At 62.1% G+C, this 24,856-nt stretch carries 20 protein-coding genes, 4 tRNA genes, 1 pseudogene and 1 riboswitch; of the genes and pseudogenes, 13 read left to right on the top strand and 12 right to left on the bottom strand.

Annotated elements, in window-relative coordinates:
- Window positions 1–12 precede the first annotated feature (12 nt).
- From KCX59_RS02110 to KCX59_RS02130, 5 genes are all read right to left on the bottom strand, one after another.
- Window positions 13–4,914 carry an NAD-glutamate dehydrogenase gene (locus KCX59_RS02110; RefSeq protein ID WP_179016734.1) on the bottom strand — a complete coding sequence of 1,634 codons (4,902 nt, stop codon included), beginning with the start codon at window positions 4,912–4,914 and terminating at the stop codon, window positions 13–15.
- 158 nt (window positions 4,915–5,072) lie between these two features.
- Window positions 5,073–5,143, bottom strand: a tRNA-Cys gene (locus tag KCX59_RS02115).
- Between the two features lie 214 nt (window positions 5,144–5,357).
- The gene (locus tag KCX59_RS02120) at window positions 5,358–5,837 is read right to left on the bottom strand and encodes a hypothetical protein (protein ID WP_178993495.1); all 480 of its coding nucleotides are present in this window, start codon (window positions 5,835–5,837) and stop codon (window positions 5,358–5,360) included.
- An 86-nt stretch (window positions 5,838–5,923) separates the two neighbouring features.
- Window positions 5,924–6,871 (bottom strand): formimidoylglutamase, encoded by a 948-nt coding sequence (hutG, locus tag KCX59_RS02125; protein ID WP_179016733.1) that lies wholly within the window; start codon window positions 6,869–6,871, stop codon window positions 5,924–5,926.
- A 156-nt stretch (window positions 6,872–7,027) separates the two neighbouring features.
- Window positions 7,028–8,470, bottom strand: coding sequence for an NCS2 family permease (locus KCX59_RS02130; RefSeq protein WP_091464829.1), 1,443 nt, complete (start codon window positions 8,468–8,470; stop codon window positions 7,028–7,030).
- A 114-nt stretch (window positions 8,471–8,584) separates the two neighbouring features.
- On the opposite strand from KCX59_RS02130, the gene KCX59_RS02135 reads away from it, so the two are divergent.
- Together KCX59_RS02135 and KCX59_RS02140 are read left to right on the top strand one after the other, a co-directional pair.
- Window positions 8,585–9,217, top strand: coding sequence for a copper resistance CopC family protein (locus KCX59_RS02135; protein ID WP_179016732.1), 633 nt, complete (start codon window positions 8,585–8,587; stop codon window positions 9,215–9,217).
- Window positions 9,218–9,391: 174 nt separating this feature from the next.
- A riboswitch (cyclic di-AMP (ydaO/yuaA leader) is annotated at window positions 9,392–9,559 on the top strand.
- 3 nt (window positions 9,560–9,562) lie between these two features.
- A complete protein-coding gene (locus KCX59_RS02140) occupies window positions 9,563–10,357 on the top strand; it encodes an NlpC/P60 family protein (protein WP_091464833.1) in 795 nt (264 codons plus the stop codon).
- Between the two features lie 185 nt (window positions 10,358–10,542).
- Here KCX59_RS02140 and KCX59_RS02145 read toward each other — a convergent pair whose 3' ends face one another.
- On the bottom strand, window positions 10,543–11,235 hold the full coding sequence (locus KCX59_RS02145; protein ID WP_178993492.1) for an FAD-binding protein: 693 nt from the start codon (window positions 11,233–11,235) through the stop codon (window positions 10,543–10,545).
- 418 nt (window positions 11,236–11,653) lie between these two features.
- Here KCX59_RS02145 and KCX59_RS02150 point away from each other — a divergent pair, with 418 nt between their 5' ends.
- Together KCX59_RS02150 and KCX59_RS02155 are read left to right on the top strand one after the other, a co-directional pair.
- Complete coding sequence (locus KCX59_RS02150) at window positions 11,654–12,691, top strand: universal stress protein (protein WP_091464836.1); 1,038 nt, start codon at window positions 11,654–11,656, stop codon at window positions 12,689–12,691.
- A gap of 20 nt (window positions 12,692–12,711) precedes the next feature.
- Window positions 12,712–15,486 carry a PEP/pyruvate-binding domain-containing protein gene (locus tag KCX59_RS02155; protein ID WP_179016731.1) on the top strand — a complete coding sequence of 925 codons (2,775 nt, stop codon included), beginning with the start codon at window positions 12,712–12,714 and terminating at the stop codon, window positions 15,484–15,486.
- A gap of 7 nt (window positions 15,487–15,493) precedes the next feature.
- On the opposite strand, the gene KCX59_RS02160 is transcribed toward KCX59_RS02155, so the two are convergent.
- Window positions 15,494–16,414, bottom strand: coding sequence for a cation diffusion facilitator family transporter (locus KCX59_RS02160; protein WP_091464839.1), 921 nt, complete (start codon window positions 16,412–16,414; stop codon window positions 15,494–15,496).
- Between the two features lie 10 nt (window positions 16,415–16,424).
- Window positions 16,425–16,925, bottom strand: coding sequence for a metallopeptidase family protein (locus KCX59_RS02165; protein WP_179016730.1), 501 nt, complete (start codon window positions 16,923–16,925; stop codon window positions 16,425–16,427).
- Between the two features lie 91 nt (window positions 16,926–17,016).
- Here KCX59_RS02165 and KCX59_RS02170 point away from each other — a divergent pair, with 91 nt between their 5' ends.
- Entirely contained in the window at window positions 17,017–17,940 is a 924-nt protein-coding gene (locus KCX59_RS02170) for a carbohydrate kinase family protein (protein ID WP_179016729.1), read from the top strand.
- A gap of 8 nt (window positions 17,941–17,948) precedes the next feature.
- Here the strand turns inward: KCX59_RS02170 and KCX59_RS02175 are convergent, their stop codons facing one another.
- A complete protein-coding gene (locus KCX59_RS02175) occupies window positions 17,949–18,890 on the bottom strand; it encodes a DMT family transporter (protein WP_179016728.1) in 942 nt (313 codons plus the stop codon).
- Window positions 18,891–19,137: 247 nt separating this feature from the next.
- Here KCX59_RS02175 and KCX59_RS02180 point away from each other — a divergent pair.
- From KCX59_RS02180 to KCX59_RS02190, 3 genes are all read left to right on the top strand, one after another.
- Window positions 19,138–19,210, top strand: a tRNA-Glu gene (locus tag KCX59_RS02180).
- Window positions 19,211–19,294: 84 nt separating this feature from the next.
- Window positions 19,295–19,368: transfer RNA gene (locus KCX59_RS02185), tRNA-Asp, on the top strand.
- A gap of 46 nt (window positions 19,369–19,414) precedes the next feature.
- Window positions 19,415–19,490, top strand: a tRNA-Phe gene (locus KCX59_RS02190).
- A 119-nt stretch (window positions 19,491–19,609) separates the two neighbouring features.
- Here the strand turns inward: KCX59_RS02190 and KCX59_RS02195 are convergent.
- Window positions 19,610–19,882 carry a hypothetical protein gene (locus tag KCX59_RS02195; protein ID WP_179016727.1) on the bottom strand — a complete coding sequence of 91 codons (273 nt, stop codon included), beginning with the start codon at window positions 19,880–19,882 and terminating at the stop codon, window positions 19,610–19,612.
- A 77-nt stretch (window positions 19,883–19,959) separates the two neighbouring features.
- Window positions 19,960–20,298 carry a MerR family transcriptional regulator gene (locus KCX59_RS02200; protein WP_178993486.1) on the bottom strand — a complete coding sequence of 113 codons (339 nt, stop codon included), beginning with the start codon at window positions 20,296–20,298 and terminating at the stop codon, window positions 19,960–19,962.
- A 67-nt stretch (window positions 20,299–20,365) separates the two neighbouring features.
- On the opposite strand from KCX59_RS02200, the gene KCX59_RS02205 reads away from it, so the two are divergent.
- The 3 genes from KCX59_RS02205 (at window position 20,366) to KCX59_RS02215 (ending at window position 22,875) form a co-directional block, all read left to right on the top strand.
- Window positions 20,366–20,950, top strand: coding sequence for an RBBP9/YdeN family alpha/beta hydrolase (locus tag KCX59_RS02205; RefSeq protein ID WP_179016726.1), 585 nt, complete (start codon window positions 20,366–20,368; stop codon window positions 20,948–20,950).
- Between the two features lie 521 nt (window positions 20,951–21,471).
- On the top strand, window positions 21,472–21,819 hold the full coding sequence (locus KCX59_RS02210; protein WP_179016725.1) for a hypothetical protein: 348 nt from the start codon (window positions 21,472–21,474) through the stop codon (window positions 21,817–21,819).
- 666 nt (window positions 21,820–22,485) lie between these two features.
- Entirely contained in the window at window positions 22,486–22,875 is a 390-nt protein-coding gene (locus tag KCX59_RS02215) for a tautomerase family protein (protein WP_089597617.1), read from the top strand.
- A gap of 99 nt (window positions 22,876–22,974) precedes the next feature.
- Here the strand turns inward: KCX59_RS02215 and KCX59_RS02220 are convergent, their stop codons facing one another.
- Window positions 22,975–23,778, bottom strand: coding sequence for a nucleotidyltransferase domain-containing protein (locus KCX59_RS02220; protein ID WP_256871333.1), 804 nt, complete (start codon window positions 23,776–23,778; stop codon window positions 22,975–22,977).
- Between the two features lie 165 nt (window positions 23,779–23,943).
- Between KCX59_RS02220 and KCX59_RS02225 the strand changes: the two are divergent.
- Window positions 23,944–24,036: pseudogene (locus KCX59_RS02225) on the top strand (recombinase family protein); the annotation flags it as partial.
- A 185-nt stretch (window positions 24,037–24,221) separates the two neighbouring features.
- Window positions 24,222–24,599 (top strand): recombinase family protein, encoded by a 378-nt coding sequence (locus KCX59_RS02230; RefSeq protein WP_434122606.1) that lies wholly within the window; start codon window positions 24,222–24,224, stop codon window positions 24,597–24,599.
- Window positions 24,600–24,856 lie beyond the last annotated feature (257 nt).

Consider the following 24,856-nt stretch of genomic DNA (forward strand, 5'->3'; position numbering starts at 1 on the left):
GTGATCCGCGTCTCATCTGCGAACCATGGCGCGGAGTAGTTTTACTGCCACCGAAAGTGCGGCAATATCCACCGGACCTGGCTTGATAGCCTCCTGGATGGTCTCTTGGATGCGCGCCAGTTGTTCGATGTTTCCGTGCTCCCAATCCATGATTCTTTCCACAGGGTCAGCCGCAGCCGGGGTGCGCGGCGTGTGCCGGACCACGGCTTTGGTCATATCGGCCAGCACCAGATACATGTCGTCCCTTAACGCGGCTCTCGCCAACGACTCCCAGTGGGTATCGCGCGGGAGCATGGTGATGTGTTCCAGCAAAGGGATGGCGGAAATCCGCTCGAAGACAGCGAAGTACACCTCTGCCACCGCGTCCGCCGGTTCCTGAAGCTCCTCGGCAATAGCCGAGATGTCCAGCAGGCCATAGCTGACCAGGAGTTCTGAAGCGCGGATCCCCAAAGGGCGGGGCAACCCCACGGCGTCCGTGTGCGCAAGGCGCTTCAGGGAATGCGCAAGGTTGATGCCGTGGAGGAGCCCGGTGAAGCTGCCCCGCATCAAGGACATGGGATGTTCCAGTCGTTCCAGGGCGTCGGCAATAGGTTTATCGCGGAAGTCGTGGGTCACGTACCACCGCACGGAACGGTCAAGCAGCCGGCGCATGTCCAGCGCTACGGCGGAGCCATGCTCGCTGGGTGTGCTGGCCGGCAGTTGGGCGATGGCCTGCGTGACAGAATCCAGATCCCAGATTTTCCGCATCACCACGAAGGCGCGCGCTACAGCCGCCGCTGACACGGTGGTCTCTTCCATGGCCCGGAAAGCGAAGGCGATGCCACCCATGTTGATCATGTCGTTAGCCAACACCGTGGCAACGATTTCCCGGCGGAGCGGATGCGTGGAGAGATGTTCGCCGAACCGTTCCGAAACCTGTTGGGGGAAGTAGTCGCGGAGTGTCTGCGAGAACCAGGGATCGTCAGCGAGACCGCCCTCAGTGAGTTCGCGGGCGAGCTCAATCTTGGCGTAGGCGGCCAGCACCGCAAGTTCGGGAGTGGTTAATCCCTTGCCCGTGAGGACGCGGGCCTGCAGTTCCTCGTTGCTCGGGAGAAACTCCAATCCCCGGTCCAGGTCCGTGACGGACTCCAGCCAGTCCATGGTCCTTTCGAAGCTGGGGCTCCATTCGACGGCTAATTGCTTGTCATTGAGGAGCAGGACGTTTTGGTCATCGTTGGTCCTGAGCACCAGCCGGCCGACTTCGGCCTGCAGGGAATGAAGGAACGCCGACCGTTCCCCGGCGGACATCCTGCCCGCGGCGATCATGCGGTCCAGGAAGATCTTGATGTTCACCTCGTGGTCGGAGCAATCCACGCCCGCTGAATTGTCGATCGCATCAGTGTTTACCAGGATGCCAGCCAGCGCAGCCTCGATCCTGCCGCGCTGCGTGACGCCGAGGTTGCCGCCTTCGGCGATGATGTGGGTCCGGAGCTGGTTGCCATCCACGCGGATGGCATCGTTCGCTTTATCCCCGACGTCGGCATGGGACTCCGTGGACGCCTTGACGTAGGTGCCAATTCCGCCGTTGTACAGGAGGTCTATCGGCGCCATGAGGATCGCCCTCAGAAGCTCCGGCGGGCTCAGCGCCAACTGCCCCTCTGGATCCGCGTTCTCCGTCAATCCGGGGCCCTCTTCCAAACCCAGGGCGAGTCTGACCTCTTCACTGATCCGGATGGACTTGTCCGTGCGCGCGAAGACGCCGCCGCCGTGGCTCAGTTTGGTGCGATCGTAGTCTGCCCAGCTGGAACGGGGCAGTTTGAACAGGCGTTCCCGCTCTGCGTAGGACACCATGGGATCTGGTCTGGGGTCCAGGAAGATGTGCCGGTGATCGAACGCGGCTACCAGCTTGATGTGGTTGGAGAGGAGCATGCCATTGCCGAAGACATCGCCGCTCATATCCCCGATGCCCACCACGGTGAAGTCCTCGGCCCGGGAATCGATCGTCAGTTCGCTGAAATGGTGCCGCACGGATGCCCAGGCGCCGCGGGCCGTAATGCCCATCTGTTTGTGGTCGTACCCCACCGATCCACCGGAAGCGAAGGCGTCCCCAAGCCAAAAGCCGTACTCCACGGCGATGGCATTGGCGAGGTCCGAGAAGGCGGCTGTTCCCTTATCCGCAGCGACAACAAGGTAGTAGTCGTCGCCGTCGTGCCGCACCACGCGCGGCGGCGTCTCGACGCGACCGTTGGCGCCGCCGTCGGGATCCGGGACCAGGTTGTCCGTCACGTCCAGCAGCCCGCGGATGAAAGTCCGGTAGCTTTCCTGGCCCTCCGCGAGCCAAGCCGCGCGGTCCTCCATCGGATCGGGGAGCCGCTTGGGAAAGAAACCGCCCTTGGCGCCCGTGGGAACAATCACGGCGTTCTTGACTGTCTGCGCCTTCACCAGCCCAAGGATTTCCGTGCGGAAGTCTTCGCGCCTGTCCGACCATCGGAGTCCACCGCGGGCTATCGGTCCGAAGCGCAAGTGGACCCCTTCAACCCGTGGTGAGTAGACCCAGATTTCGAACCTTGGCCGGGGCGCCGGGGCCGCCGCAATGCTGGACGGATTGAGTTTGAAGCTGACGTACGGTTTGTCCAGGTAGAAATTGGTGCGCAGTGTGGCTTCTACCAGGCTGGAAAGTGTCCGGAGGAGGCGGTCGGCGTCCAGGACAGGGATAGCGTCAATCGCTTCTGCCAGTTTGGTTCGAGCTGCGTGGATGGCCTGCGTCCGATGGCTCAGTTCGCTGCTGCCTTCCTCGAAAACGTCGCCGTCAGTCTGGTGCGGGTGGCTGATGAGTTCGGGATCAAACAGGTCAGGCGCGTAGTTGTCCGGGTTGAACTTCGCCTCGAAGAGCTCCAGCAGCGCATGTGTTGCCTTCGTGTTTGCCCGGAGGGTGTCTGCGATGAAGCCGTAAGAGTTAGTACTCCCCAGCTGCCGCAGGTACTTTGCATACGCACGCAGGATAGCCACCCTCCGCCAGTCGATGCCTTCCCTGATGACCAGGGCATCAAAGGCGTCCGACTCGGCGTCCCCCCGCATAGCGGCGCAGAACGAACTGGCCAACAGATCCCCGGTGGCCAACGGGTCCACCCCGCGCGGGTACTTGAGCCCCAGGTCGTAGAGGAAGAACTGCCGGCCGTCCTCACGCTGCACGTCGAACGGCCGTTGGTCCAGGACTTTCAAGCCAAGATTATGGAAGACCGGCAGGATCTGGGTGAGACTCTGTGGCCGGGTCAGGTACAGACGGATGCGGGCATCCTCCGTGAGGACGGCAGTGCCGGGACGCTTGTAGACCGTCAGCAGCGGGTCGCTTTCTTCGCTTGGTTCGGTCGGGAAGCTCTCGAACTTCGAGATGTCCTCAACAGCGTCTTCCACCTCGTAATCGGCCTTGTAGCTGGCAGGGAACGCGGCAGCCCACTGTCGGGAGAGCAGGGCCGCTTCATCGGACGGGTATCGCGCCTGCAGCGCCTCGGCCAAGCCCTGTGCCCAGGTCCTGGTGGCGGCGATGATCCGCGGTTCCAGGACCAAAGCATTGACGACGCCGGGAGTCCCCTGATGCGGCGACGCCGCCTGCGGTAACAGCACGCGGAAGAACACCCTGGCCATGGCGGATTCGCCCAAGCGGAGCTCAAACTCGATGGAGTCCGAACCGAAGGCCTCGCGCAGTTCACGTTCAATGTTGAGCCTGACGGCGGTGCTGTACCTGCGGCGCGGGAGGAACACGAGCGCTGTCATGAACCGTCCATAGGAGTCCGGGCGCAGGAACAACCGCGTGCTGTGGCGTTCCTGCAAGCGCAGGATCTCGCGGGCATGGGCAGCCAACTGCTCTGCGTCAATATGGAAAAGTTCGTCCCGCGGATACGACTCCATGACAGCCAGGAGCTCCTTGCCGTGATGCGAGCTTGGCGGGTAGCCAAAGGCTTGCAAAACGTTGTTCACGGTGTCGCGGATGACAGGAATCGCCAGGGCTGAGTGGGACGTGGAGCTGGGGGAGAAGAGACCCACAAACGTATGCTCGCGGCCCGTTTCTGTGCCGGTCGTTTCTATCCCGTTCGTGGCGATGCTTATTTCGTCGAGGTACGCCTGGCGCAAGACCGTCGAGCGCTGCGTGGACTTGGTGAGCGTGAGGAGGTGGGTCCGCGCCTCCGGCTCACCTCCACGGGGCTCCTCCAGTGGTTCCCGCAGCAAGCCAAGCCCATGCTGCCCGCGGTACCCGAGGAATACAAAGTTCCCCTCACCCAGCCACGCCAGCAGCTCCTGGGCTTCCTTGGCTTCGGGGTCTGATCCTGCAAGTTCGCCCAATGCCCTGACGAGCCTTGCGAGTTCCTGGTGGATTGCTTCGGTGTCCTCTGCCGCGGACCGAACATCCCGCAGGACTCCCCGTAGCCGCCTGACAAGGAGCTCCTCCGCCGCCTCATCCGGGAGCCGTGGGATCTCGATCGCCATCCACGCCTCGGTGAGCAGTCCGCCGTCGTGATGTTGTTGGGTGGTCGGCCCGGCGGGGGAGCCGGTATTGGAAGGTTCGACGCCGGTGGGCAGTGCCGTGCGGTGCGGTGCCCTGTGGATTTCGGTCAGGCGGTGCGTGACGGGGTCGCGCTCGACGCTGAAGGTTGGATGGACCAGGAGCCGGATGGAAGCGGTGTCCCTGGCGATCTCCGCGGTGACGGAGGGGAGAAGATAGGGCATGTCATCGGCGACGATCGCAACAACGCTGGCATCGGACTCGTTCAGGACCCCGATTACGGCTTGCCCCGGTTCGCGCCGTTCGGCCAAAGTTCGGTGGTAGCGGGCACGTTCCAGCAGCGTTTCGGGGGTGTAATAGCGGACATCGTCCTCTGAAACGTGCTCGTAGTAGTCGGTCAGGAATCCGTCCGCCGGCTCCACCCTGGGTGACATTTCCGTGCGCCTCCGCTGCGCAAAGGAGAGGCCGTGCGTTGCGGCCCGGCGAAGTCCCTGCGCCTCACTTCATGCTCCCGCGAGGTGGCATTTAATGCCAATGTTTGAGGGAAACATTGGCATTAAATGCCACCTCGCGGGAGGTTTGCGCCCCCAAGACGTGGTGGCGGGATTCGAACCCGCGTGCGCTGCTTTGCAGGCAGCTCCCTGGCCTCTCGGGTACACCACGTGCAAACGACACTAGGCGCCGGGATGCGGCGGGATCAAAGTTCATTTCCCAGGCTTTCTCAGGGCTACGCAGGGTGTCTCTGAGCTACTGGGTGGTGTCGCCGGGCTACGGGAAGGTTGCGCCGCGTTGCCTCCAATGACGGCTGATCTGCGCCCCTGCGCCCCTGCACCCCTGCGCCCCTGCGAATCAGCGGCTTGTTCGTTGAGCGATACGTTCAAGGGTGGGATCCACGGATAAGCGCGGGATCCGTGCCAACGCGACGCTTGGCACGCATCCCTGCCAGCTTCGTGGTTCCGGCTGCGACCAAGAGTGTGAGGATGGCCGCGGCCGTGTGCGTGTAGAGCAGGAGGTGAACGGAGCCACCACTGGCTGCTGCCCCTGCCGGCGCGTCTCCCAAGACCGGGCCGCCGTGCAAGTGGTCCAGGAACCCGTTACCGGGAAAGTACCCGCCAAAGGCGTCAAAACCCAGGTGCAGCAACTGCTGGGCAAGGCCGGAGAGCAGCAGCAACAGCAATGGTCCGTGCACCCAGCGGGCAACGAGTTGGGCCGCCAGGCAGGACAGTGCGGCGAAGCCCAGAAGGACTGGAACGGCGGGAATGCTGCCGCCAGCCAGCATGTGCGCGGCCAATCCAAGGGCCACCGCGGCCAGCCCTGCAACCCAAGCCCACTTCTCCTGCACAAGAGGTGTGCGCATCGCTGTCCTTTCCTCCACACAGGCTATGTGGAGGAACGTGTCCATGAACAGGGCCTTCCAAATGTCCGCCTACGCCAAGCGCCCGTCTACGCCAGGAGCGTGTTGATCAGCCGCGCGGCAACCTTCGCGGTCCGGGAATCAATGTCGAACTCGGGATTCAGCTCTGCCACGTCCAGGTGCAGCAGCTTTCCGCTGGCAGCAACTTGCCTGCAAATCGCACTGATCACCGGCAGCGGCACACCGTATGCGGCGGGCGCGCTCACCCCGGGTGCCACCGACGCCGGCATCACGTCCAGATCGATGGTCAGGTACAACATGTCCACGCCGGCCAGGAAGTCGGCAACAAAGACTGCGGCTGCTTCCGGAGTGCACTGTTCATCAAGCAGGTACTTCACGCCCAAGCGCCGGGCCGTGTTGAAGAGCGTCCGCGTGTTGTTGGGCTCCGAGATGCCGACGACGGCGTACTGAAGTTCACGCCCCGCGGCGGCTTCCGCGTGGGCCATCTGCAGGAAGGGCGTCCCTGAGCTCGGCGTCGCTTCATCCCGCAGGTCAAAGTGGGCGTCCAGGTTCAGGACACCCAGTCGCTTGCCGCGAACTGCTGCGGAACCAGCCACGCCCAAGTAGCTGGCGAAGGCGGTCTCGTGGCCCCCGCCCAGCACCACGGTGAGATTGCCGGCGTCGAGCAGTCCCGAGATGGCGCGTCCGGCGCGCTCTTGGCCCGCCTCCAGTGAGTCGTCCTCCACAACCACATCACCGGCGTCGAAAACGTCACGATCAAGGTGGAACGCCAGCGGCCCCAACGCAGAGCGGATGGCGGCGGGAGCGGCAGCAGCGCCAACGCGCCCCTGGTTTCGGAGGACGCCGGCGTCGCTGCAGAAACCAAGCACGACGGCGGGACGCGAGGCTGCTTCGGAGGCAGACGTCTCGTGGGGTGCTACTGCTTGCCACCACCGCCGGTGCTCATCGCCATCGCCATCAAAACGACCCGTCCAGGGGGCAGGCGCGACATCTACGGTGAAGGGGCTGGTTTCCATGCTTCAAGCACACCGGACATGGGACCCCAAAACCAGCCATTCCGTCACGGGGGTGTCTGAAACCCCGGACTCACGCTCCCCGTAGACGCCGCGAGATGGCATTTGATGCCAATGTTCGCGCCAAACACCGTCATCAAATGCCATCTCGGCGAGGACCTACTTGACGCCCAGCAACTCCTCCACAGTTCCGATGCCGAAGAACAGCAGGAACGCGGCTGCCACAGCCCACATCAAGGGGTGGACTTCGCGGGCGCGGCCCTGGAACGTGCGGATCAGGACGTAGGAGATGAAGCCGGCGCCGAGGCCGTTGGCAATTGAATAGGTGAACGGCATGAGGGCGATGGTCAGGAACGCGGGAATTCCGACGCCCCAGTCCTGCCAATCGATCTTGCCCACCTGGGAGACCATCATGAAGCCCACGACCACCAGTGCGGGAGCCACGGCCTCGAACGGCACCAGGTTGATGAGCGGCGTGAAGAACATGGCCACAAGGAAGAGGACGCCGGTGACGATCGAGGCGAGACCGGTTCGGGCGCCTTCTCCAATGCCGGCGCCGGACTCGACGAAGATCTGGTTGGAGGAAACGGAAGCTCCGCCGCCCACGATTGCGCCGAGGGCATCAACCTGAAGGACGCGGTCAACGTTGGGGATGTTGCCGTCTTTGTCCACGGTTCCGGCCTCGTTGGCCAGCCCAACCATGGTTCCCATGGCGTCGAAGAAGATGCTCAGGAGGATCACGAAGGCCAGCAAAGCCGCCGCGATGAAGCCGAGGTGTTCAAAAGCACCGAAAGGGTTGGCCTTGCCGATGAGGGACAGATCCGGGGCGCCCCATTCGGTGAGCGTGGGGGCCACCAGGGACCAGCCGCGGGGGTTGACGTTGGTTCCGTCAAAGCTTGGGCCGATGTGCAGCGTGAATTCGAGGATGGCGGCCAGCGCAGTGGAGACCACGATGCCGATCAGGATGGCGCCGCGGACCTTTCGGACCACCAAGGCGATGGTCAGGATCAAGCCCACTGCGAAAACGAGTGTCGGCCAGCCCATGAGCTTTCCGTCCACGCCCAGGCCCAACGGAACGGTGGTGCCGGCAGCATCAGGGATGCGGCGGACGAAACCGGCGTTGACCAGGCCAATGAGTGCGATGAAGAGGCCGATGCCCACAACAATTGCCGTCTTCAGGGCCTCCGGAACCGCCTTGAACACGGCTGTTCGGAAACCGGTCAGCACCAGGATGAGCATGGTGATGCCGGACAGCACCACGAGCCCCATCATGTCCGGCCAAGTCAATCCGGGATGGGAAGCCACAGTGACTGCCACGAAGGCGTTGACGCCCAAGCCTGTGGCCACGGCAAACGGATGTTTGGCCCACGCGCCCATGAGGATGGTCAAGATGCCGGCAACGAACGCCGTGGTGGCTGCCACGGCCGTGAAGCCCAGCGACGCGCCACTCGAGTCGGGTCCGGAGAGGATCAGCGGGTTCAGCACCACGATGTAGCTCATGGCGAAGAAGGTCGCGAAGCCGCCACGGATTTCCCGCGAATACGTGGATCCACGTTCGGAGATTTTGAAGTAGCGGTCGATTGCAGAACCTTGTTTGAGCATGAAGGTCTCCGGGGATCGAGGGGAGTTTGCTCTCAAATCCTATGTTGTCCGGTGTGGGCCCTTTGAACCATTCGCCTAGTCTGTAAGGAAGCCAACACTAGGAGAAACCGCCCCATGCGTACCATCCGCCCGCTTCTGGCCGCCGTCGTCGCTGCCCTTGCTTTCGCGTCCGCTTTGCTGTTTTCCGCGGCTCCGGCGTCCGCGCACGACGTCGCCGAGTCAACCGCGCCAGCCAACGGTGCCAGCGTGGCGGAAGTCCCGGCGTCGGTCTCCATCACGTTCAACAACCGCCCGCTCGCGATTGGTTCCGGCGTCACCGTGACGTCCGGCGGTGAGAACTGGGCGGACGGTCCGGTCGAAATCATTGACAGCCAGGCTGTCCAAAAGCTTCGCGAGGGCGCTCCAGCTGGTGAATACACCGTGGTTTGGCGTGTAGTCAGCTCGGATTCCCACCCCATTGAGGGCACCTTCGCGTTCACGGCCGCCGCGGGAACCGCGACGACGGCGAGTGGCCCGGTTGGTGTCTCGCCGTCGGTGTCGGCGCCGTCAGCCGAAGTACCGACGGCGGGTACCGCAGCGCCGGGAACGGGCAGCAGCGAGCCTGCCGCTGACGCCTCCCAACCCTTCCCTTGGAGCATTGTCGGGCTGGCTGTTGTTGCTGTGGGTCTCGTTATTTACCTTGCTGTTACCGCACGGAAGAAACTCGCCGCTTCGAACAGCCCTGATGGCGATACTTCCGCGGAATAACGCGGTTTTCTACGTACCTGCGAATATCTCGAAACGGACACTGCGACACGCCAGAAGCCCACTTCCCGTTACTTAAATGTGACTTCGGAGGAATCATCGCGTACGGTAGTACCTGTGCCTGTTCCACGTAGCGGGCACTTCCGGCCTGATTGCCTAGCTCTGCCGCAGTCCGGAATCCGTTCGCAGACAAACCTACGGCAGAGACGGGGAACCCAATTTAGGCCGCTTTCGAGCGTGCCTTGGGGTGAAGTCACGAAGCTTCCGCTGAACAGCGGGGGATAGTGGCCGGGTGACTCCCATCCGAATCCGACAGCTAACCTCGCAGGCATCGGGAGAGGCTCTTTCATGTCTTCACGCATTCTTCGCGGCCGTCGTAAGGCGGACAGCGTACGTCCTAATCCGTTCATCTCCATCTCGAAGGCAGTAGCCAGCAACGCTTCCGGCGCTGGCCGCCAGGCAGCTGTTATCGCAGCAGCCTCGGGCCTCGTTTTGACCGGCTCCATTGCTGCTCACGCAGCTGAGGCTCCGGTTCAGCGCGACTCCAGCCCCGCAACGGTCGCTGAGACCGTTTCCGAGGCACCCACCAAGGTTGTTACCGCCCTGGCGACGGCTACCGTCAACTTCGAGCGTCCGGCCGTTGCTTCCGTAGCAGCTCCGGTCATCGAAAAGCCGGCTCCCGTTGTTGAGGCCCCTGTGGTCCAGAAGGCAGCCGTCACCACTGCTGCTGCAACAGCTCCCGTCGCCGCCCAGGCTGCGGTTGCTGCTCCTGTGGCTGCCGCACCGGCTGCCCCTGCTCCTGTAGCTGCTGCCCCCGCCGTTGGCGGCGTCAACGCAGCCATGGTTGCCTCGGCTTACGCACAGATCGGCGTCTTCCAGGACTGCACCGCCATGGTCGAGAAGGCTCTCGGCTCCGCTGGCATCCCGGTAGGCGACCTCGGTCCCATGCAGTTCATGAACTACGGCAAGGTCGTTAGCGATCCCCAGCCCGGTGACATGATCGTCCAGTCCGGCCACGTTGCTATCTACATCGGCAACGGCCAGGCAATCAGCGGTGGCATCAACGGCAACCAGACGGGCATCCACCCGATCAGCTGGTTGACCGCAACGGGTCCCCTGACCTACGTACGCGCTGGCGCATAAAGCCTCACGCTTCAGTTCAAAGGCCGGTGCCTTCAAAGACTATTGTCTTTGGAGGTGCCGGCCTTTGGCGTTAAGTTCTGTTTGTTAATGTTCAGCGGGGAAGAACGTTCAGCGGGGAACGTTCGACGGCGGGTCTATAGCCGCGTGGGCGGCGGGGCCCGTGCGGGCCCCTAGGCGTAGTGCCCCTAGGCGAGGGCGATGCCCGGACCTGCGGGCAGGGCAACTTTTGAGGAGATGGCTTGGCCCACTGCCTTGGCTTGCCGCAGCACTTCCTTAGGAGACGGCGTGATGAGGTCCCCAACGCCCACCAGGTGCATCCCTACCGCCCGCATGGCGGCCGCGAAGTTCTGGCCAACGGCTATCCCAAGTTCGGCGAGCATGCGCCGCAACTGGCTTTGGGCACAGCGCGTGACTACTACGTGGTCCGCCAGGAGGACACCGTTGGCTGTGTGGACTGCCCACTGGCGTGGAGTGGATTCGAGGGGGCCGGATACATGGAGTCCCGTTCTGAGGCCCGCTGTGGTCATGCTGGCGGCCAGCCCATATCCGATTTGCCGGGAGGGGTCCGAACCCAGGAAATCAAGGCGGACGGCGCGGGTGGTGTTGCGAACGTCCAGTTGGTGGTTGGCGGCGTAGTTCCGCAGATGTCGGAGGATCTCGTTGCGTTCTTGCATGGCTGCAGGATCGGCCACCTCGGTGCGTTGAAGCATGCCTGTGTGGACAGAAGGACCTGTGGTGGACAGTGCACCGAACCCGTCTACGACGATGGAGCCCACGCCGAAGCGACTGAGCTCGCTGGCAACTGCCAAACCGGACAGGCCGGCTCCGATGACCACGGTGGTGGTGCGTTCCGTGGCGGAATCAGGCGTGAGTGACACTGCTTGGTTCCTCCTTGACGTGTGTACCTTACGGCATCGCGTGGGATCGCGTCCGAGTTCCCCAAGCGGCCGCAAATAAATGGCCGGAGTGTGTGCTGTGAAACACGTTTGCCGGCCATTCGGTGACTCGAACACTACCGAACTTTTTCGGCCATGGATAGCCTCCGCGACTGCGCGTTTTGTGTGTTCGTCCGCAGCGCAATGTGGGAGCCCGGGAACCGAGCCCGGACCGTTATGCACATAGCCCGATGTCGCCTTGATTCGGTACTGCTGACCGAGAATAGTTGGCCTTGGGAGGAGAAATTTCCCGGTTTCTCCTGCTCCGGCCATTGACAATGAAACAGTGAGGGACTTCGACGCGGAGAACCTCTGGCAGAATAGCCGGAACATCAAGCAGTAGGTGGAGAGGCAGGCCCCCATGGACCAGCACGGCAGACACAGTGAAGAGCCACAGGACGGCCAGGATCAAGCCGTGGAACCCGGTGGCATCGTGGTGGGAGTGGACGGTTCAGAGCATGGTCAATGTGCTTTGGTTTGGGCCGCGCGGGAGGCCGAACGTCGGCAACTTCCCTTGCATATCGTTACGGCATATTCTGTGCCCATCTTCGCCGCCTCCGGGCTGGATGGCGGCTACGCAACAGTCGACGATTCCGTGATTCGCGAGGGCGCGGATGCGATTGTCCGGCAGGCCCTGGATAAGGTGTCCGGATATGACATCGACGTCGACGCTTCTGTCGAGAACGGCGACGCCGCTGGTGTCCTGTTGGATCTTTCCAGCGAGGCCGCCCTCCTTGTTTTCGGCAGCCGGGGCCGCGGTGGATTCGTTGGGCGTTTACTTGGCTCGGTCAGCAGCGCCTTGCCTGCCCACGCCAAATGCCCCACGGTGACAGTCCCGCTCTACTGTGCCGACCGCCTTGGTGAAAGCACTGAGGACAAACACATCAAGGCTGAACATGCCAAGGCAGGCCCACGTACTGTGGAAAACGTAGTTGCCGTAGGCGTGGACGGTTCCGAGCAGGCCCGTGTGGCCGTGCTCGAAGCTGCCGAGCAGGCACAGCGCATGGGTGCCAAACTCCGGGTGATTTGTGCTGTGCCGCAGTACAGCGGTTCCTTGGCATGGGTTCCGGCACCCTTGGACCGGGATGCCTTGTTTGCGGATATCAAAGTCCAGTTGGACGCCGGGGCTGATTGGCTCAGAAGCCACTTCCCTTCATTGCCCATGGAAACGGAACTCCGGGACGGTTCCCCCGTTGATGTTTTGGTGGAAACCAGCCGCAGCGTCGAGCTGGTGGTTCTGGGTACACGGGGCCGTGGCGGCTTCGCGGGGATGCTGTTGGGTTCTACATCGGACGGGGTCCTGCACCACTCCAAGGGGCCGGTGATGGTTGTTCCCGACCGTGAGGATCCCAGGCTCGCTGACCGCCACAAGTTTGGGCCTATGCTTGGCGCTGCCTAAGCCCTGAGCCTGCTACGCCCATGGACAAGAAGCAGCCCGGGGAGCCGTCGCAGGATCCGGTATTGGTCCTGGACATCGCCGAAATCCGGGGAACCATGCTTCCCCGCGTCGGTGGCAAGGCTGCCAATCTGGGCGAGTTGGCCAGCGTCGGCCTGCCGGTTCCACGCGGATTCTGCCTCACAACTGCCGCATACCGGCAGGCTCTCTCGGGTGTGGGCCTGGAGTCTGTCTTTGCGGCTTTGGAGGAGGCCAGCGCCTCCGGCACCAGCGCCTCCGACTTGGACGCCTCCGACTTGGGCGCCTCCGGCATGGACCAGCTCAATGAGCTAGCCGCCCGCGCCCGGTCCTTGGTGCTCGACGCCGGGGTGCCCGATGGGATCGCCGAAGCCGTACGGTCTGCCTACGAAGATTTTGGGGACAACGTCCCTGTCGCGGTGAGGTCGTCGGCCACTGCAGAGGACTTGCCGTTCGCTAGCTTCGCCGGACAGCAGGACACCTTCCTGAACGTCGTTGGCATTGAATCGGTCCTTGATGCCGTGAGCCGCTGCTGGGCATCGCTCTGGACAGGTCGTGCAGTGACCTACCGGACCACCAACGGGATCGACCACGGAACTGTGTCCCTCGCAGTGGTTGTTCAGGAGATGGTGAATGCCGTTACCGCGGGCGTCATGTTTACCGCCAACCCGGTGACGGGGAATCGCTATGAGACCGTCATTGATGCCAGCCCTGGCTTAGGGGAGGCCGTAGTTTCGGGCGCTGTGAATCCGGATCATTACGTTGTGGACGCTCATCGTAGTGCCATTGTGGAAAGGGCCGTGGGGGATAGGCAAGTGGAGATCCGTGCCAAGCCTGGCGGCGGCACGGAGCGCTTGGAACTCCCCAGTCAATCAGGAATTGAGGAACCGCAGCCCTGCCTCAGTGACCGTCAGGTCCTAGAGCTTGCCAAGCTGGGCCTTGAGGTCCAAGAGCACTACCGAGTTCCGCAAGACACCGAGTGGGCAATCGACGACGACGGAAAGTTGTGGCTTACGCAAGCGAGGCCCATAACCACGCTGTACCCGCAAACCACGCGCACGCCCCCGGCTCCCGGCGAGCACGCGTTCCTGAACTTCAGCCTCGCTCAGGGCCTCACCAGGCCTCTGACGCCCATGGGGTTGGCCGGAATCCGGCTAATAGCCTCAAGTGTCGCCAAGACGGCGGCTTTCGACGTTCCCGATCCCCGGTCAGGGCCGCCTGCCTACTACGAGGCCGGACAACGAATCTTCTTCGACTTCACCGCGGTGCTGCGGAGCCGGGTGGGCCGGACAATCGTGCCACGGGTTTTTGACGTCATGGAAGCCCGCTCCGCAGCCATCATGCGTGGACTCTTCGACGACCCGCGCTTCGCTGTGACTATCAAGACACCCAGGAAACTGATCCGCCATGTCGCCCCGGTGGCGGCTAAGTACCGTGTCCCGGAGTCATTGTTCCGCGGTCTGTTTCGTCCAAGCACAGCAATGCGGCGTGTGGAGCGGCTCAGCACGGAGTTACGCAGCACCTTCTCCGTCCCCAGCGGAGCCACACCCCACCAGCGGCTGGGCCATGTCCAGAGAATCCTGGGAGAGGAAGTGTTCGCGACGGTTCCGCAGGTGTTGCCCCTTCCTGCGCTCGGCTTCGCGATGCTGGCGCTGGTGAGGCGGGTTCTTGGTGACCAAGCGCCCTACAGCGAGCTGCAAACAGTAGTCCGTGGCCTACCTAACAACGTCACCACGGAGATGGACTTGGCTTTGTGGCAGGTCGCCTCTGAGATTCGTGAGGATCCGGCCGCCGTTGCTTCCATGGTTGGCCGAACGCCGGCAGAGCTGGTGGAACAGTATCGGGCAGCCAAGCTGCCGGCAGCTGCGCAGACCGGTCTTGAGAGGTTCCTGGGGAAATATGGACACAGGGCGGTTGCAGAGATCGACCTTGGCATGCCCCGCTGGTCCGATGACCCTACGCACATTCTCGGTGTCATAGCCAACTATTTGAGGCTCTCCGACGGCGCCGAAGCTCCCGACCAACAGTTCACGCAATCAGCACTCGACGCCGATGAACAAGTAGCGCGTTTCGTGGCCCGCGCCAGGGCGAAGAGTCCGTTGCACGCGGTGATCGTGAGACTTGCTTTGGACCGAACACGGCGCTTCGCCGGTATGCGGGAGTTGCCCAAGTACAACCTGGTTCTGGGACTGTCAGCCGCGAGGAAGCAGTTGTTCCTGATCGGGAACGAGCTTGTGGCAGCGCATCGGATCGAACGTGTTGAGGACATTTTCTTCCTGGACCTGGACGACGTCGAGATCGCCTTGGCCGGAGACGACGTCCACGAGGTCGTTGCTGAACGTCGTGCTGCTTACCACCAGGAACTCCGCCGGAGGCACATTCCCAGGGTGTTGTTGTCAGACGGGACTGAACCTGAGGCTACGCCCGGACGGAACGAAGGCAAGCAGCGCCCCGGCACTTTGTCCGGCAGTCCGGCGTCGGCAGGTCTGGTGTCTGCTCCTGCGCGCGTCATCATGGATCCGGTAGGCGCCCACCTGGAACCAGGGGAAATCCTAGTGGCACCGTCAACGGACCCTGGGTGGACGCCACTGTTCCTCACCGCAGGAGGGCTGGTCATGGAAATGGGCGGGCCCAACTCGCACGGAGCTGTGGTGGCCCGTGAGTACGGTATTCCTGCTGTGGTGGGCGTCCCCGACGCGACATCGCGCATCAGCACAGGCCAGCACATCACCGTGGACGGCGCTGCCGGGACCGTCAGCACCGAAAACTCCGGACAGTGAAACAGTCTCAGGCGTGCTGGTGTGACTCGTGCTCGGAGTGGCTCACCGGTTCCAACTGGAAAGTGCAATGCTCGGTGTCGAAGTGCAGGCCAAGGCAGGAGCCCAGCTGATCCAGGATGCTGTCCGCCCCGCTGGCGTTGAGGACCGCGTCCTCCACCACCACGTGCGCTGAGAACACGGGAACGCCGGATGTAATGGTCCAGATGTGGATGTCATGGGCATCAACCACGCCGTCCACGGCAACGATGTGCTCCCGGATCATGTTCACATCAACGCCCTTGGGTGTGGCTTCCAAAAGCACATCCACAACGTCCCGCAGCAGATGCCAGGCCCTCGGAATGATCATGAGGGCAATCAGCACGGACGCCAGTGGGTCGGCCGCGCTGAATCCCGTGGTCATGATCACGACGGCCGCCACAATGACGGCAATGGAGCCAAGGAGGTCGCCGAGGACTTCAAGGTAGGCACCGCGGACATTGAGGCTTTCCTTCTGCGCACCTTGGAGGATCAGCAAGGAAACGAGGTTGGCCACAGCACCCAGAATGGCGGCCCACAGCATGACGTCCGTTTGGATTTCGGTTGGCTCGCCAAAGCGGCGAATGGCTTCGATCATGATCACCACGGCGATGACGATCAGGATCAGGGCGTTGGCCAAGGCAGCCAGAACCTCGGCCCTTTGGTAGCCGTAGGTTCGCTGGTCGCTCGCGGGCCGGGTGGCAATCCACGCCGCCATCAGGGCAATGAACACACCTGCCGCGTCGGAGAGCATGTGTCCGGCATCGGCCATCAGGGCCAAGGATCCGGACACGACGGCGCCTATCACCTGGATGCCCACCACACCTAAGGTGATGGCGAGGACGGCAATAAGCCGTTTCCGGTGCTTGCCGGTTGCAGTGACTCCGTGGGAGTGGTTGTGGTCGTGCCCCATGCCTATAAGGCTAGCCCCAGCCGAGCTCATGCAAGCGGTCGTCGTCTATTCCGAAGTGATGCGCGATCTCGTGGACCACCGTGATGGCCACCTCATCAATGACTTCTTCGCGGGTGCTGCAGATGTTCAGGATGGGTTGGCGGAAGATCGTGATCCGGTCAGGCAGGGAGCCTGCCTCCCACCAGGAATCGCGTTCGGTCAGCGGAACTCCCTCATAGAGTCCCAACAAGACGGTGTCCGGATCTTCGCCTGGCTGTGGCGTGTAGTCGTCCTCGATGAAGATCGCCACGTTATCCATTGCGCTGGCCGCTTTGGGCGGGATCAACTGCAAGGCGTCGCTGACGGCTTCTTCAAAATCCTCGGGCGACATCTCGTAAGGCCCCGAAACATGGGCCTCTTCCACCGGGGCATGCTCAAGAGGACTGTGCACCGCATTCCGTTCCCGTAGCGGAGATGAAGGGCGCTCGCCGTCGGGAACTATTGGCAGGCCGGGAGGGAGATTCGCGGGCATGATTCGACTTTAGTCCGCTTGGGCATCATTGGCGCCGTGCGTGATGGGAGATACTGAACTCAATCCTCCTTTCGACAGACACAGGAACCGCATGACCGGCACCGCTTCCCACGCACCTGAGCCCCTCGACGTCGTCGTTGTGGGTGAGGCTTTGATCGACATCGTCCAGTCGGCTGACGGGCAGAAGGAGTACCCGGGCGGATCGCCGGCCAACGTCGCTTACGGCTTGGGCCTGTTGGACGTGAAAACGGGCCTGCTGACGGCCATTGGCCGGGACGAGCGGGGCGATGCCATCGCCGCGCATCTGCGGCGCGCAGGTGTGGTCCTGCTGCCCGGATCCATGTCGGCAGGCAAGACCGCGACGGCGACCGCCCGGATAACTGCCGACGGTTCGGCCGATTACACCTTCGACATTGACTGGGCGCTGGCTCCACTTGCCCTGCCCTACGCGCCGAGGATCCTGCACACCGGCTCCATCGCGACTTTCCTGGAGCCGGGCGCAAGTGTTGTGAGGAGTTTGCTGGAGCAGGCGCAGGGCGGTTGCATGGTCACGTACGACCCCAATATCCGCCCCGACCTCCTGGGAAGCCACCACGAGGCCCTGTCCCTGTTCGAAGAGATGGTGCCGCTGACCGACGTCGTAAAAATGAGTGGCTCGGACGCCCGCTGGCTGTACCCCGGCAAGTCGTTGGAGGAAACGGCCAACCACCTCTTGGCCCTTGGGACGGGGCTTGCTGTGGTGACTCAAGGGGTCAAGGGAGCGCTTATGGCAACCAAGCACATCCACCTCAATGTCCCGGCCGTCCCGGCTACCGTGGCAGACACCATCGGGGCAGGTGATTCCTTCACGGCTGCGCTCATCATGGGGCTGCTCTTGCGGGGCAGCGATGGAATGGCGCCCACTGTGCTGGAACGGATCGGCACCATCGCATCCATGGCCGCCTCAATTGCTGTTGGCCGCTCGGGCGCCAACCCTCCCACGCACCGTGAACTGCTGGTGGGCATGGCCCGCTAGTCGCGGAGTTACCGGGTCCGGCGTCGGGTCAACCCGACACCGACCAAGCAGATGACGCCGCCGATCAGCCCCCAGATGGTTGGTACTTCCTGAAGCACCGCCCAGGAAATCAAAATGGTGGTGCCTGGAACCAGGTACGTCGTGGCAGCCAGCTTTCCGGCCGAGATCAGGGATAGCCCGTACGCCCAGGTGGTGAACGCGATGGCCGTCGGGAAGATCCCCAGGTAGACCAGACCGAGCGTGGCTGGGAGCGGTGCCGCTTGGACCTCGGAGATCAACTGACCGGTCCACGGCAAGCAGCAGATCGCGCCGACCATGATGCCGAACCAAGTCGCTTGGCCTGCCGTGAACTTCCGGAGCACGGGTTTCTGCAGGATTGCGCTCACCGAGGCGAGTACAGCGGCAAGCAAGCACAGCAGCACACCGGCCACGTCCGCCGTCGAACGCTGTCCGGAACCCAAAGCGATCATCGCGACGCCGCAGAACGCCACTCCGCTGCCAATCAGAAGCCACCGGGGGAAGCCCTCTTTGAGGAAGACGCCGGCAAGTATGGCGATGAGGATGGGCGAGACGTTGATCAGCATGGCGCTGGTGCCGGCGTCGAGCATGTGCTCCGCGGCGTTCAGCGCAACGTTATAGCCGCCGAACCACATGACCCCGTATGCCACGATCGGCAACCACTCGCGGCCGCTCGGCCAGACCTTCAGCGTCGGCAGCACCACGATTCCAAGCACGACGGCGGCAACCGCCAACCGTCCGAGCGTCAGGGAACCGGGGGAGAAGCTGGGGCCGACTGCACGGATGCCCACGAAAGCCGAGGCCCATAGGACGACCGTGATGATGACGGCCGCGATGCCGAGCTTGCTGATGGTTGCGCCCGGCGCGGGGGTGGTGCGCGGGGGCAAATCCGGGGAAGGCTGGCCGGGTTCGGCCGGGGTGGTGGTTGTCATAGGGCAAATCTATCCGGCATGCAGCAGGGGCGGCTGGCGGTTTTCGGACGCGTCAGGACAAGATCCTGCCAATGTTCGGCTGGCACCCCCGAGTGGCCCTGATCTGTGGTCCAGGACACCATGCAGACCTCGATTTGGGAATATCGCCATCTATGCTCTAAAGTTTTAGAGTCCAGTTCGGACGAGCGAGACACGGAAAGAACGCGTAAAGCGTCCCTTTTCTTTGCGAAATCCGAATTGAGTTCAGGCCCCCATCGTCTAGCGGCCTAGGACACCGCCCTTTCACGGCGGCGGCACGGGTTCGAATCCCGTTGGGGGTACGCAAGGAAGTGGTAAACCGGATGAAAAAAGTCTGGTAAGCTAGAAGCCTTGAAAAAAACGCGGTAGAGATACTGCAAACGCAAGGCCCTGTAGCGCAGTTGGTTAGCGCGCCGCCCTGTCACGGCGGAGGTCGCGGGTTCAAGTCCCGTCAGGGTCGCTCTGAGCGCCGAAGAAATTCGGTTCTCAAGGTGACATGTCACCTAGGCTCTGTAGCTCAGTTGGTAGAGCGTTCGACTGAAAATCGAAAGGTCACCGGATCGACGCCGGTCGGAGCCACCACTGGGAAGCATCAGTTCTTCGGAACTGGTGCTTTTCTTCTTTAACACGGCTGGCACGGCGGGTCCCGGCCGCAATGTCCGTAAGAGGATTGGCTGGCGGTGCAGAGCCTTTGACTCTGCCTAACCGTTGAGTTCTTCGATCCCGGAGTGGAGTTTGTTCATGAATTCGCGGATCCGTTCGATCAGCTGCGGGGCGTCGTCGGAAAGGCTGTAGCCCTTCTTCTGCCAGTCCTCGATGCCGAGAATGATATTCGGATGGGGGTTCTCGATGTCGCTTGCCCCCGGGACAACGGTGAACGAGGTTGCATGCCAGCCTAGGACCTGCTGAACCTCATGCCGAACTGACGATGCCTCAAAAGTTTTTAGTTGGGTTGGTTGGGACGTATTCGGCAACGGCCGAGACAGGCCATAGGAGACACCCAACGATGGCTATCATGACGACGGCAATCCACGGCCACACCGTGACACCACTATGTGAGGTGAGCCAGCATCTTCTCGCGCTGCCGGGTCAGCGTTTTAGCTTGAGCTTCCAGTTCGGCGGCTCGCCCTGTTAGGTGTGACCGCAACTCGGCGCACATCTCCAGCTGTGGTGCACTACCGCGGGCACATGGAAGGTACTGGCGGACCGCGTCGGAGTCGAAGCCGGCGGCGAACAGACCCTGTATCTGGCTGACGATGAGGGGAGCATCCTGGGCATAGACGCGGTATCCATTGCAGGCCCGCTCCGGGACGAGCAGGCCTTGCTCCTCGTAGTAACGAAGTGCACGCCGACTGACTCCCGTACGCTCTGACAGCTCCCCAATTAGCAAACCCGCGCCCCCTTCCGCTGACGATGTTTGACCCTCACGCTGACGTGACCCCTTAATGTTCCATGCTATGAACATAACAACCACGCCCGCTACGTTTCATTCCCTCCGACGCGTCGTCATCGTCCACGGATACGCTGCCGCACCGGATGCGCACTGGTTTCCCTGGCTCCGCGACTCACTCCAGACCACTGGCATCGGCGCAGCTGTCGTGACTCTCCCTACTCCCGATGCTCCCAAAGCCGCAGCATGGACGGATGCAGTCGCGGAAGCGATCGGAGTACCCGATGCAGGAACATGGATCGTGGCTCACTCCCTGGGAGGCATATCGGTGCTGCGCGCACTTGCAACGCTGACGGAGCCATGGCAACTCGGCGGACTCATCCTCGTGTCCGGTTTCACCGGAGCACTGAAGTCACTGCCGGTGCTGGACGAATACCTCAGCACTGATATCGACGCGGAACGCATCGCAAAAAACATAGGCATACGTGCCATGGTCCGCTCCGACGCAGACGCCTTCGTGCCAGCGGCAGCATCCGACAAACTTGCACGACGGCTCAACGCGGAACTGCACATACAGCCCGGCGCCGGCCATTTCCTCACCGAAGATGGAGTGTCCGACCTCCCACTTGTGCTGGAGCTTATGCAGCGGTAGAACGCGATTCCCGCCCAAATCAGCGGAGAGAGGCTGCGTCTGTTTCAGAGGATCTGTCCCGTACCCGGTTCCCCTTATGGACCTGAAGCTGTGCCCGTTTAGGGATCCATCAACGTGCTACTCGTGACGACCCTGAACAATCCGCTACTTGAATGGAACTACCAAATCCGGTGCCAGGCGTTCTTGTTTCCCTGATCGAATCAGGAACAAGGTACCCGTTGGAAGAAGAACAGTTCCTGATACCAGCATTACTGCATGAACAGGCGTCGACGGGCAGCCGGCGGAAGTATCGTCTTCAGCGCATGTGATTCCAGGCTGAAGGAACCCCACTGCGATCAGCCCTAAAGCCATGCATAACGTAGCTACCCCAATAAAGCCCCAAGCCCAGTTCTTCATCCGTCCATCAGACCATGCTTAGCGCCGCGCGGAGACGGGCAAGACCCAGAGTCGTCCGTTTGGGGATCCCTCAGCGTACAGCTGGCCCTGATCATTTTGGCGGGCGCATGTGACAGCATGAGGTTATGAGCGCGCAACTTGAGGTTCCGCGGCTGGAAGACCTGAATGATCTCGGAATTGCGATCGAGCCGTCTAGTCAGCCGTGGGTGGTATCAGTGATCGCGTGGGCGAACGACGGGAGCACCGTCAAGCTGACCTGGGATGAGATCGCTGGGTCAGCGAGCGTCCGATGGCTCAACGGTGACGACGTGCGGCTTGCTCTTGAGCGAGAGACCGCGGTGAAAATCAGCGTCCGAGACGAATGCGGCGTCATTGAGTTCCGCGTCTGGTCCCACTGGGAAGGACTGGCCGGCCAATTGATCGTGACGGTCGGCGAGCACGTGACGGTGCACGACACGCTTCTGCACACATAGCGACAGTCAATGAGCCCTACCTACCAGCCTGGGCCATCACAGAGACGACGGGATAGGCGGAGCCAGAACCTTCCGGTACGAATTTTTGGAGGACACGCCTCTTGGCATGAGAATCCCGCAACCCGAAAAAGGTGCAGTAAAGGATCGGCAAACGGTCACCATGGCATCCCTTTCGGTGATGCGGTTTTTGGACGCTGCTTTAATGAGCAAATGAACGAGTCGTCCATAATGGATCCCCTTCTCCTCGGCGCCGTGCCTTTGGAGTTTCGCGCGGACGCTACCGACGCGCTGCGTTCCCTGACATGCCCAACCCATCCCACTACACCGCTACTCATCCAAGACACAAACGGCAAGTCTCCGTCCCCCATCAAAATTCACGTCTCGGGCGAGTTGGTTCGAATCCCCTACAGGATCTATTACGAGTGGCCGGGGTTGAATCGGACTCGAAGTCTGAGCCCAGAGCAATCGCTCATCCTCGCAGCTTGGATGTCCAGACACGGTGACGGACGAATCCGCCAAGCGGCCCTTCAGGATCTCCTCGAAGCGAACGCCTCGTGGACGATTCCATTCGTTGTCCTGCCATGTCCGGTGAGGGATCCCTCACCGGACGCTTTGGTGCCCGTTCGGCCGCCGGCTTCATTCCCCGCAGACAGGTATGGTGCTCGCATGGCACAAATTATCGTTTACGGGCATCGAGGGACACTTGGCCCTCGGCGGGCGACGTTGAAGACTGCGATTCACGGTGCGGTCATGGCCGCTTTGGAGTATCCGGCAGACAAGTGCTTTCAGCGCTTTATCCTGCTGGACGATGAGGACTTCGTTCATCCTGAGGATCGCGGTGCCGACTACACAATTATTGAGATCTCCATGTTCGAGGGGCGCTCTGATGATGCCAAACGTGCGTTGATCGCAGAGCTTTTCCATCGCATCGAGGCGGAAGCCGGGATCGCGCCGCACAGTCTTGAGATCACGATTACCGAGACTCCCAAGGTGAACTGGGGCATCAGAGGATTGAACGCCGCTGACCTCGCTCTTGGCTACAAAGTAGAGGTCTGACCGGCAGCATCGTGAACGATAACGGATCCCTCACAGGGACATGCCTGCAGCGGAAGGATGCGGCTGGGTTCAACTTAGGGAAAAACGCTCGGCTAGCCGCTAGAGGATGAAGCCGAGCTCGCGGGCCCACAAGCGCTTGGTCGCGAGTTCGAGCTCATCTGGCCACACAGCGTGGCAATTGCGCGCCAGCCGATGTGCCCTCCCTAGGTACTCGGCTGCGATCACTTTCAGCGCCTGGAGCAAGGATGCCTCGCTGACCGCGGTGGAAGGCAGGGAACGAAGACAGTCCATCTGTTCGGCATTCAAACGCCGCGTAGTCCTCTTGGCTCCATCCTCTGCCTCTACCCCGATTTCCGCAAGCATCAACTGAATCAGGAGCCGATCTCGCATCATCGTAGTTACATGGAGCAGGGCTATCAGATCGTCGCGGTGATGGGCAGCGATGGCTGTCCCCATGAAGTACAGGAAGATCCGAACTTGCTGTTCAGGAAAGTAGGGATCGGCAGGACCGGGCACGGTCCCGACCGTGATCGCAACCCTTTCCTCGTCCCGATCCAAAAGCACCTCACGCTGGCAATCCGGCAAATCCTCGGTGCTTGAGTGGAGAACGAGGTCGATGTGGATCCAGTCGGGCGTGAGGCATATCAACGCTCCTGGCACCCCGGGGATCGCGTCAGCAAGAACAAGCGGAACGATCGCGCTCAACCAGCCTTGTGCGTCGAACGCTTCCGACTCCTCGACCAACAGATGCAGGTCAATGTCGCTCCAGTCGTCGGCCGCACCTTGCGCGATCGAGCCTTCGAGCCAGGCTGAGCGCACCCTCTTGTCGTCCCTGCACGCGGACACCAAGGCGTCAAGGGTGGGCCGAAGTCGGCCAGGGATAGTCGCAGCAGCCTTTGTCATCCTCGAATTCTTCCATTTGAACACCACTGCGCCCGTAAGCCGGTCGATCACCGTGCTGCCAAAGCCTGTTACCACCCTCCGCGCTACTGCGGGCTTGGGCCATGTACGTAAGACCCGCACGATGAAATGAACGGTGACGGGGGGTTTACTGCAACCATGTTCCTTATGACTGGAATGAAGATCGGTTTCGCCCGGGTCTCCACGAACGAACAGGACCTCACCGCGCAGCGAAATGCTCTCTTTGCCCTGGGCGTAGACGCGTGTCACGGACGACGGTGTACCGCGAGCTCCAAAGGCGCACCATCTGAAGAACGACGCGGAGCCTACTGCTAGGAACACGCCAAATAGCGCCGCAAAAGACCGCCATATATCGCCGAAAGTCACTAGGAATTTGTCCTGGGATGTCACTTTAACGAACGTATAAATGACAGGGGAGAACTGCCGTGCTGATCGGATACATGCGCGTCTCGAAAGCCGACGGCTCCCAGACCACCGACCTGCAGCGGGACGCGCTTCTGGCCGCCGGCATCGATGCAGTATCGCTCTACGAAGACCGGGCGTCCGGAAAGAAGGACGACAGACCAGAGTTGACGGCTTGCCTTCGGGCGGTGCGCCGCGGCGACACCTTGGTCGTCTGGAAACTGGACCGGCTCGGCCGGGACCTGCGGCACCTGGTCAACATCGTCCACAACCTCACCGAGAGCGGCATCGGACTCAAGTCCTCACCGGCCAAGGCGCAGCGCGGGGTGTTTGTCAGGCACTTGACAGCGAAGAATGCCTGTTACCAAGGTACGAGCGTTAATACCCAGCCTGCGCCATAAAAAGGCCTCCTCGTCATTCGCAGGCGTCACGGACGGGGGAAGTCCTCTACTCACGCGGTTGAGCAAGCGGAATGGCTCGACCCGAACCTAGCCGATAGGGCCGACGTCCAACACCTGATGGAGTCCCTGCCGGAACCCACGCTGACTCCGCGCGTGAACAGCGCCGGGCAACAGCGCCCCGAGCTGATGAACCAGCTCAGGGGCGCTTCCGCGGGCAAGGTGACCTCGTCAGGGCACCCATGAGGACGCCCTAACGT

It is taken from the genome of Paenarthrobacter nitroguajacolicus, from assembly GCF_051027655.1.
GTDB classification, from domain to species: Bacteria; Actinomycetota; Actinomycetes; order Actinomycetales; family Micrococcaceae; genus Arthrobacter; species Arthrobacter nitroguajacolicus.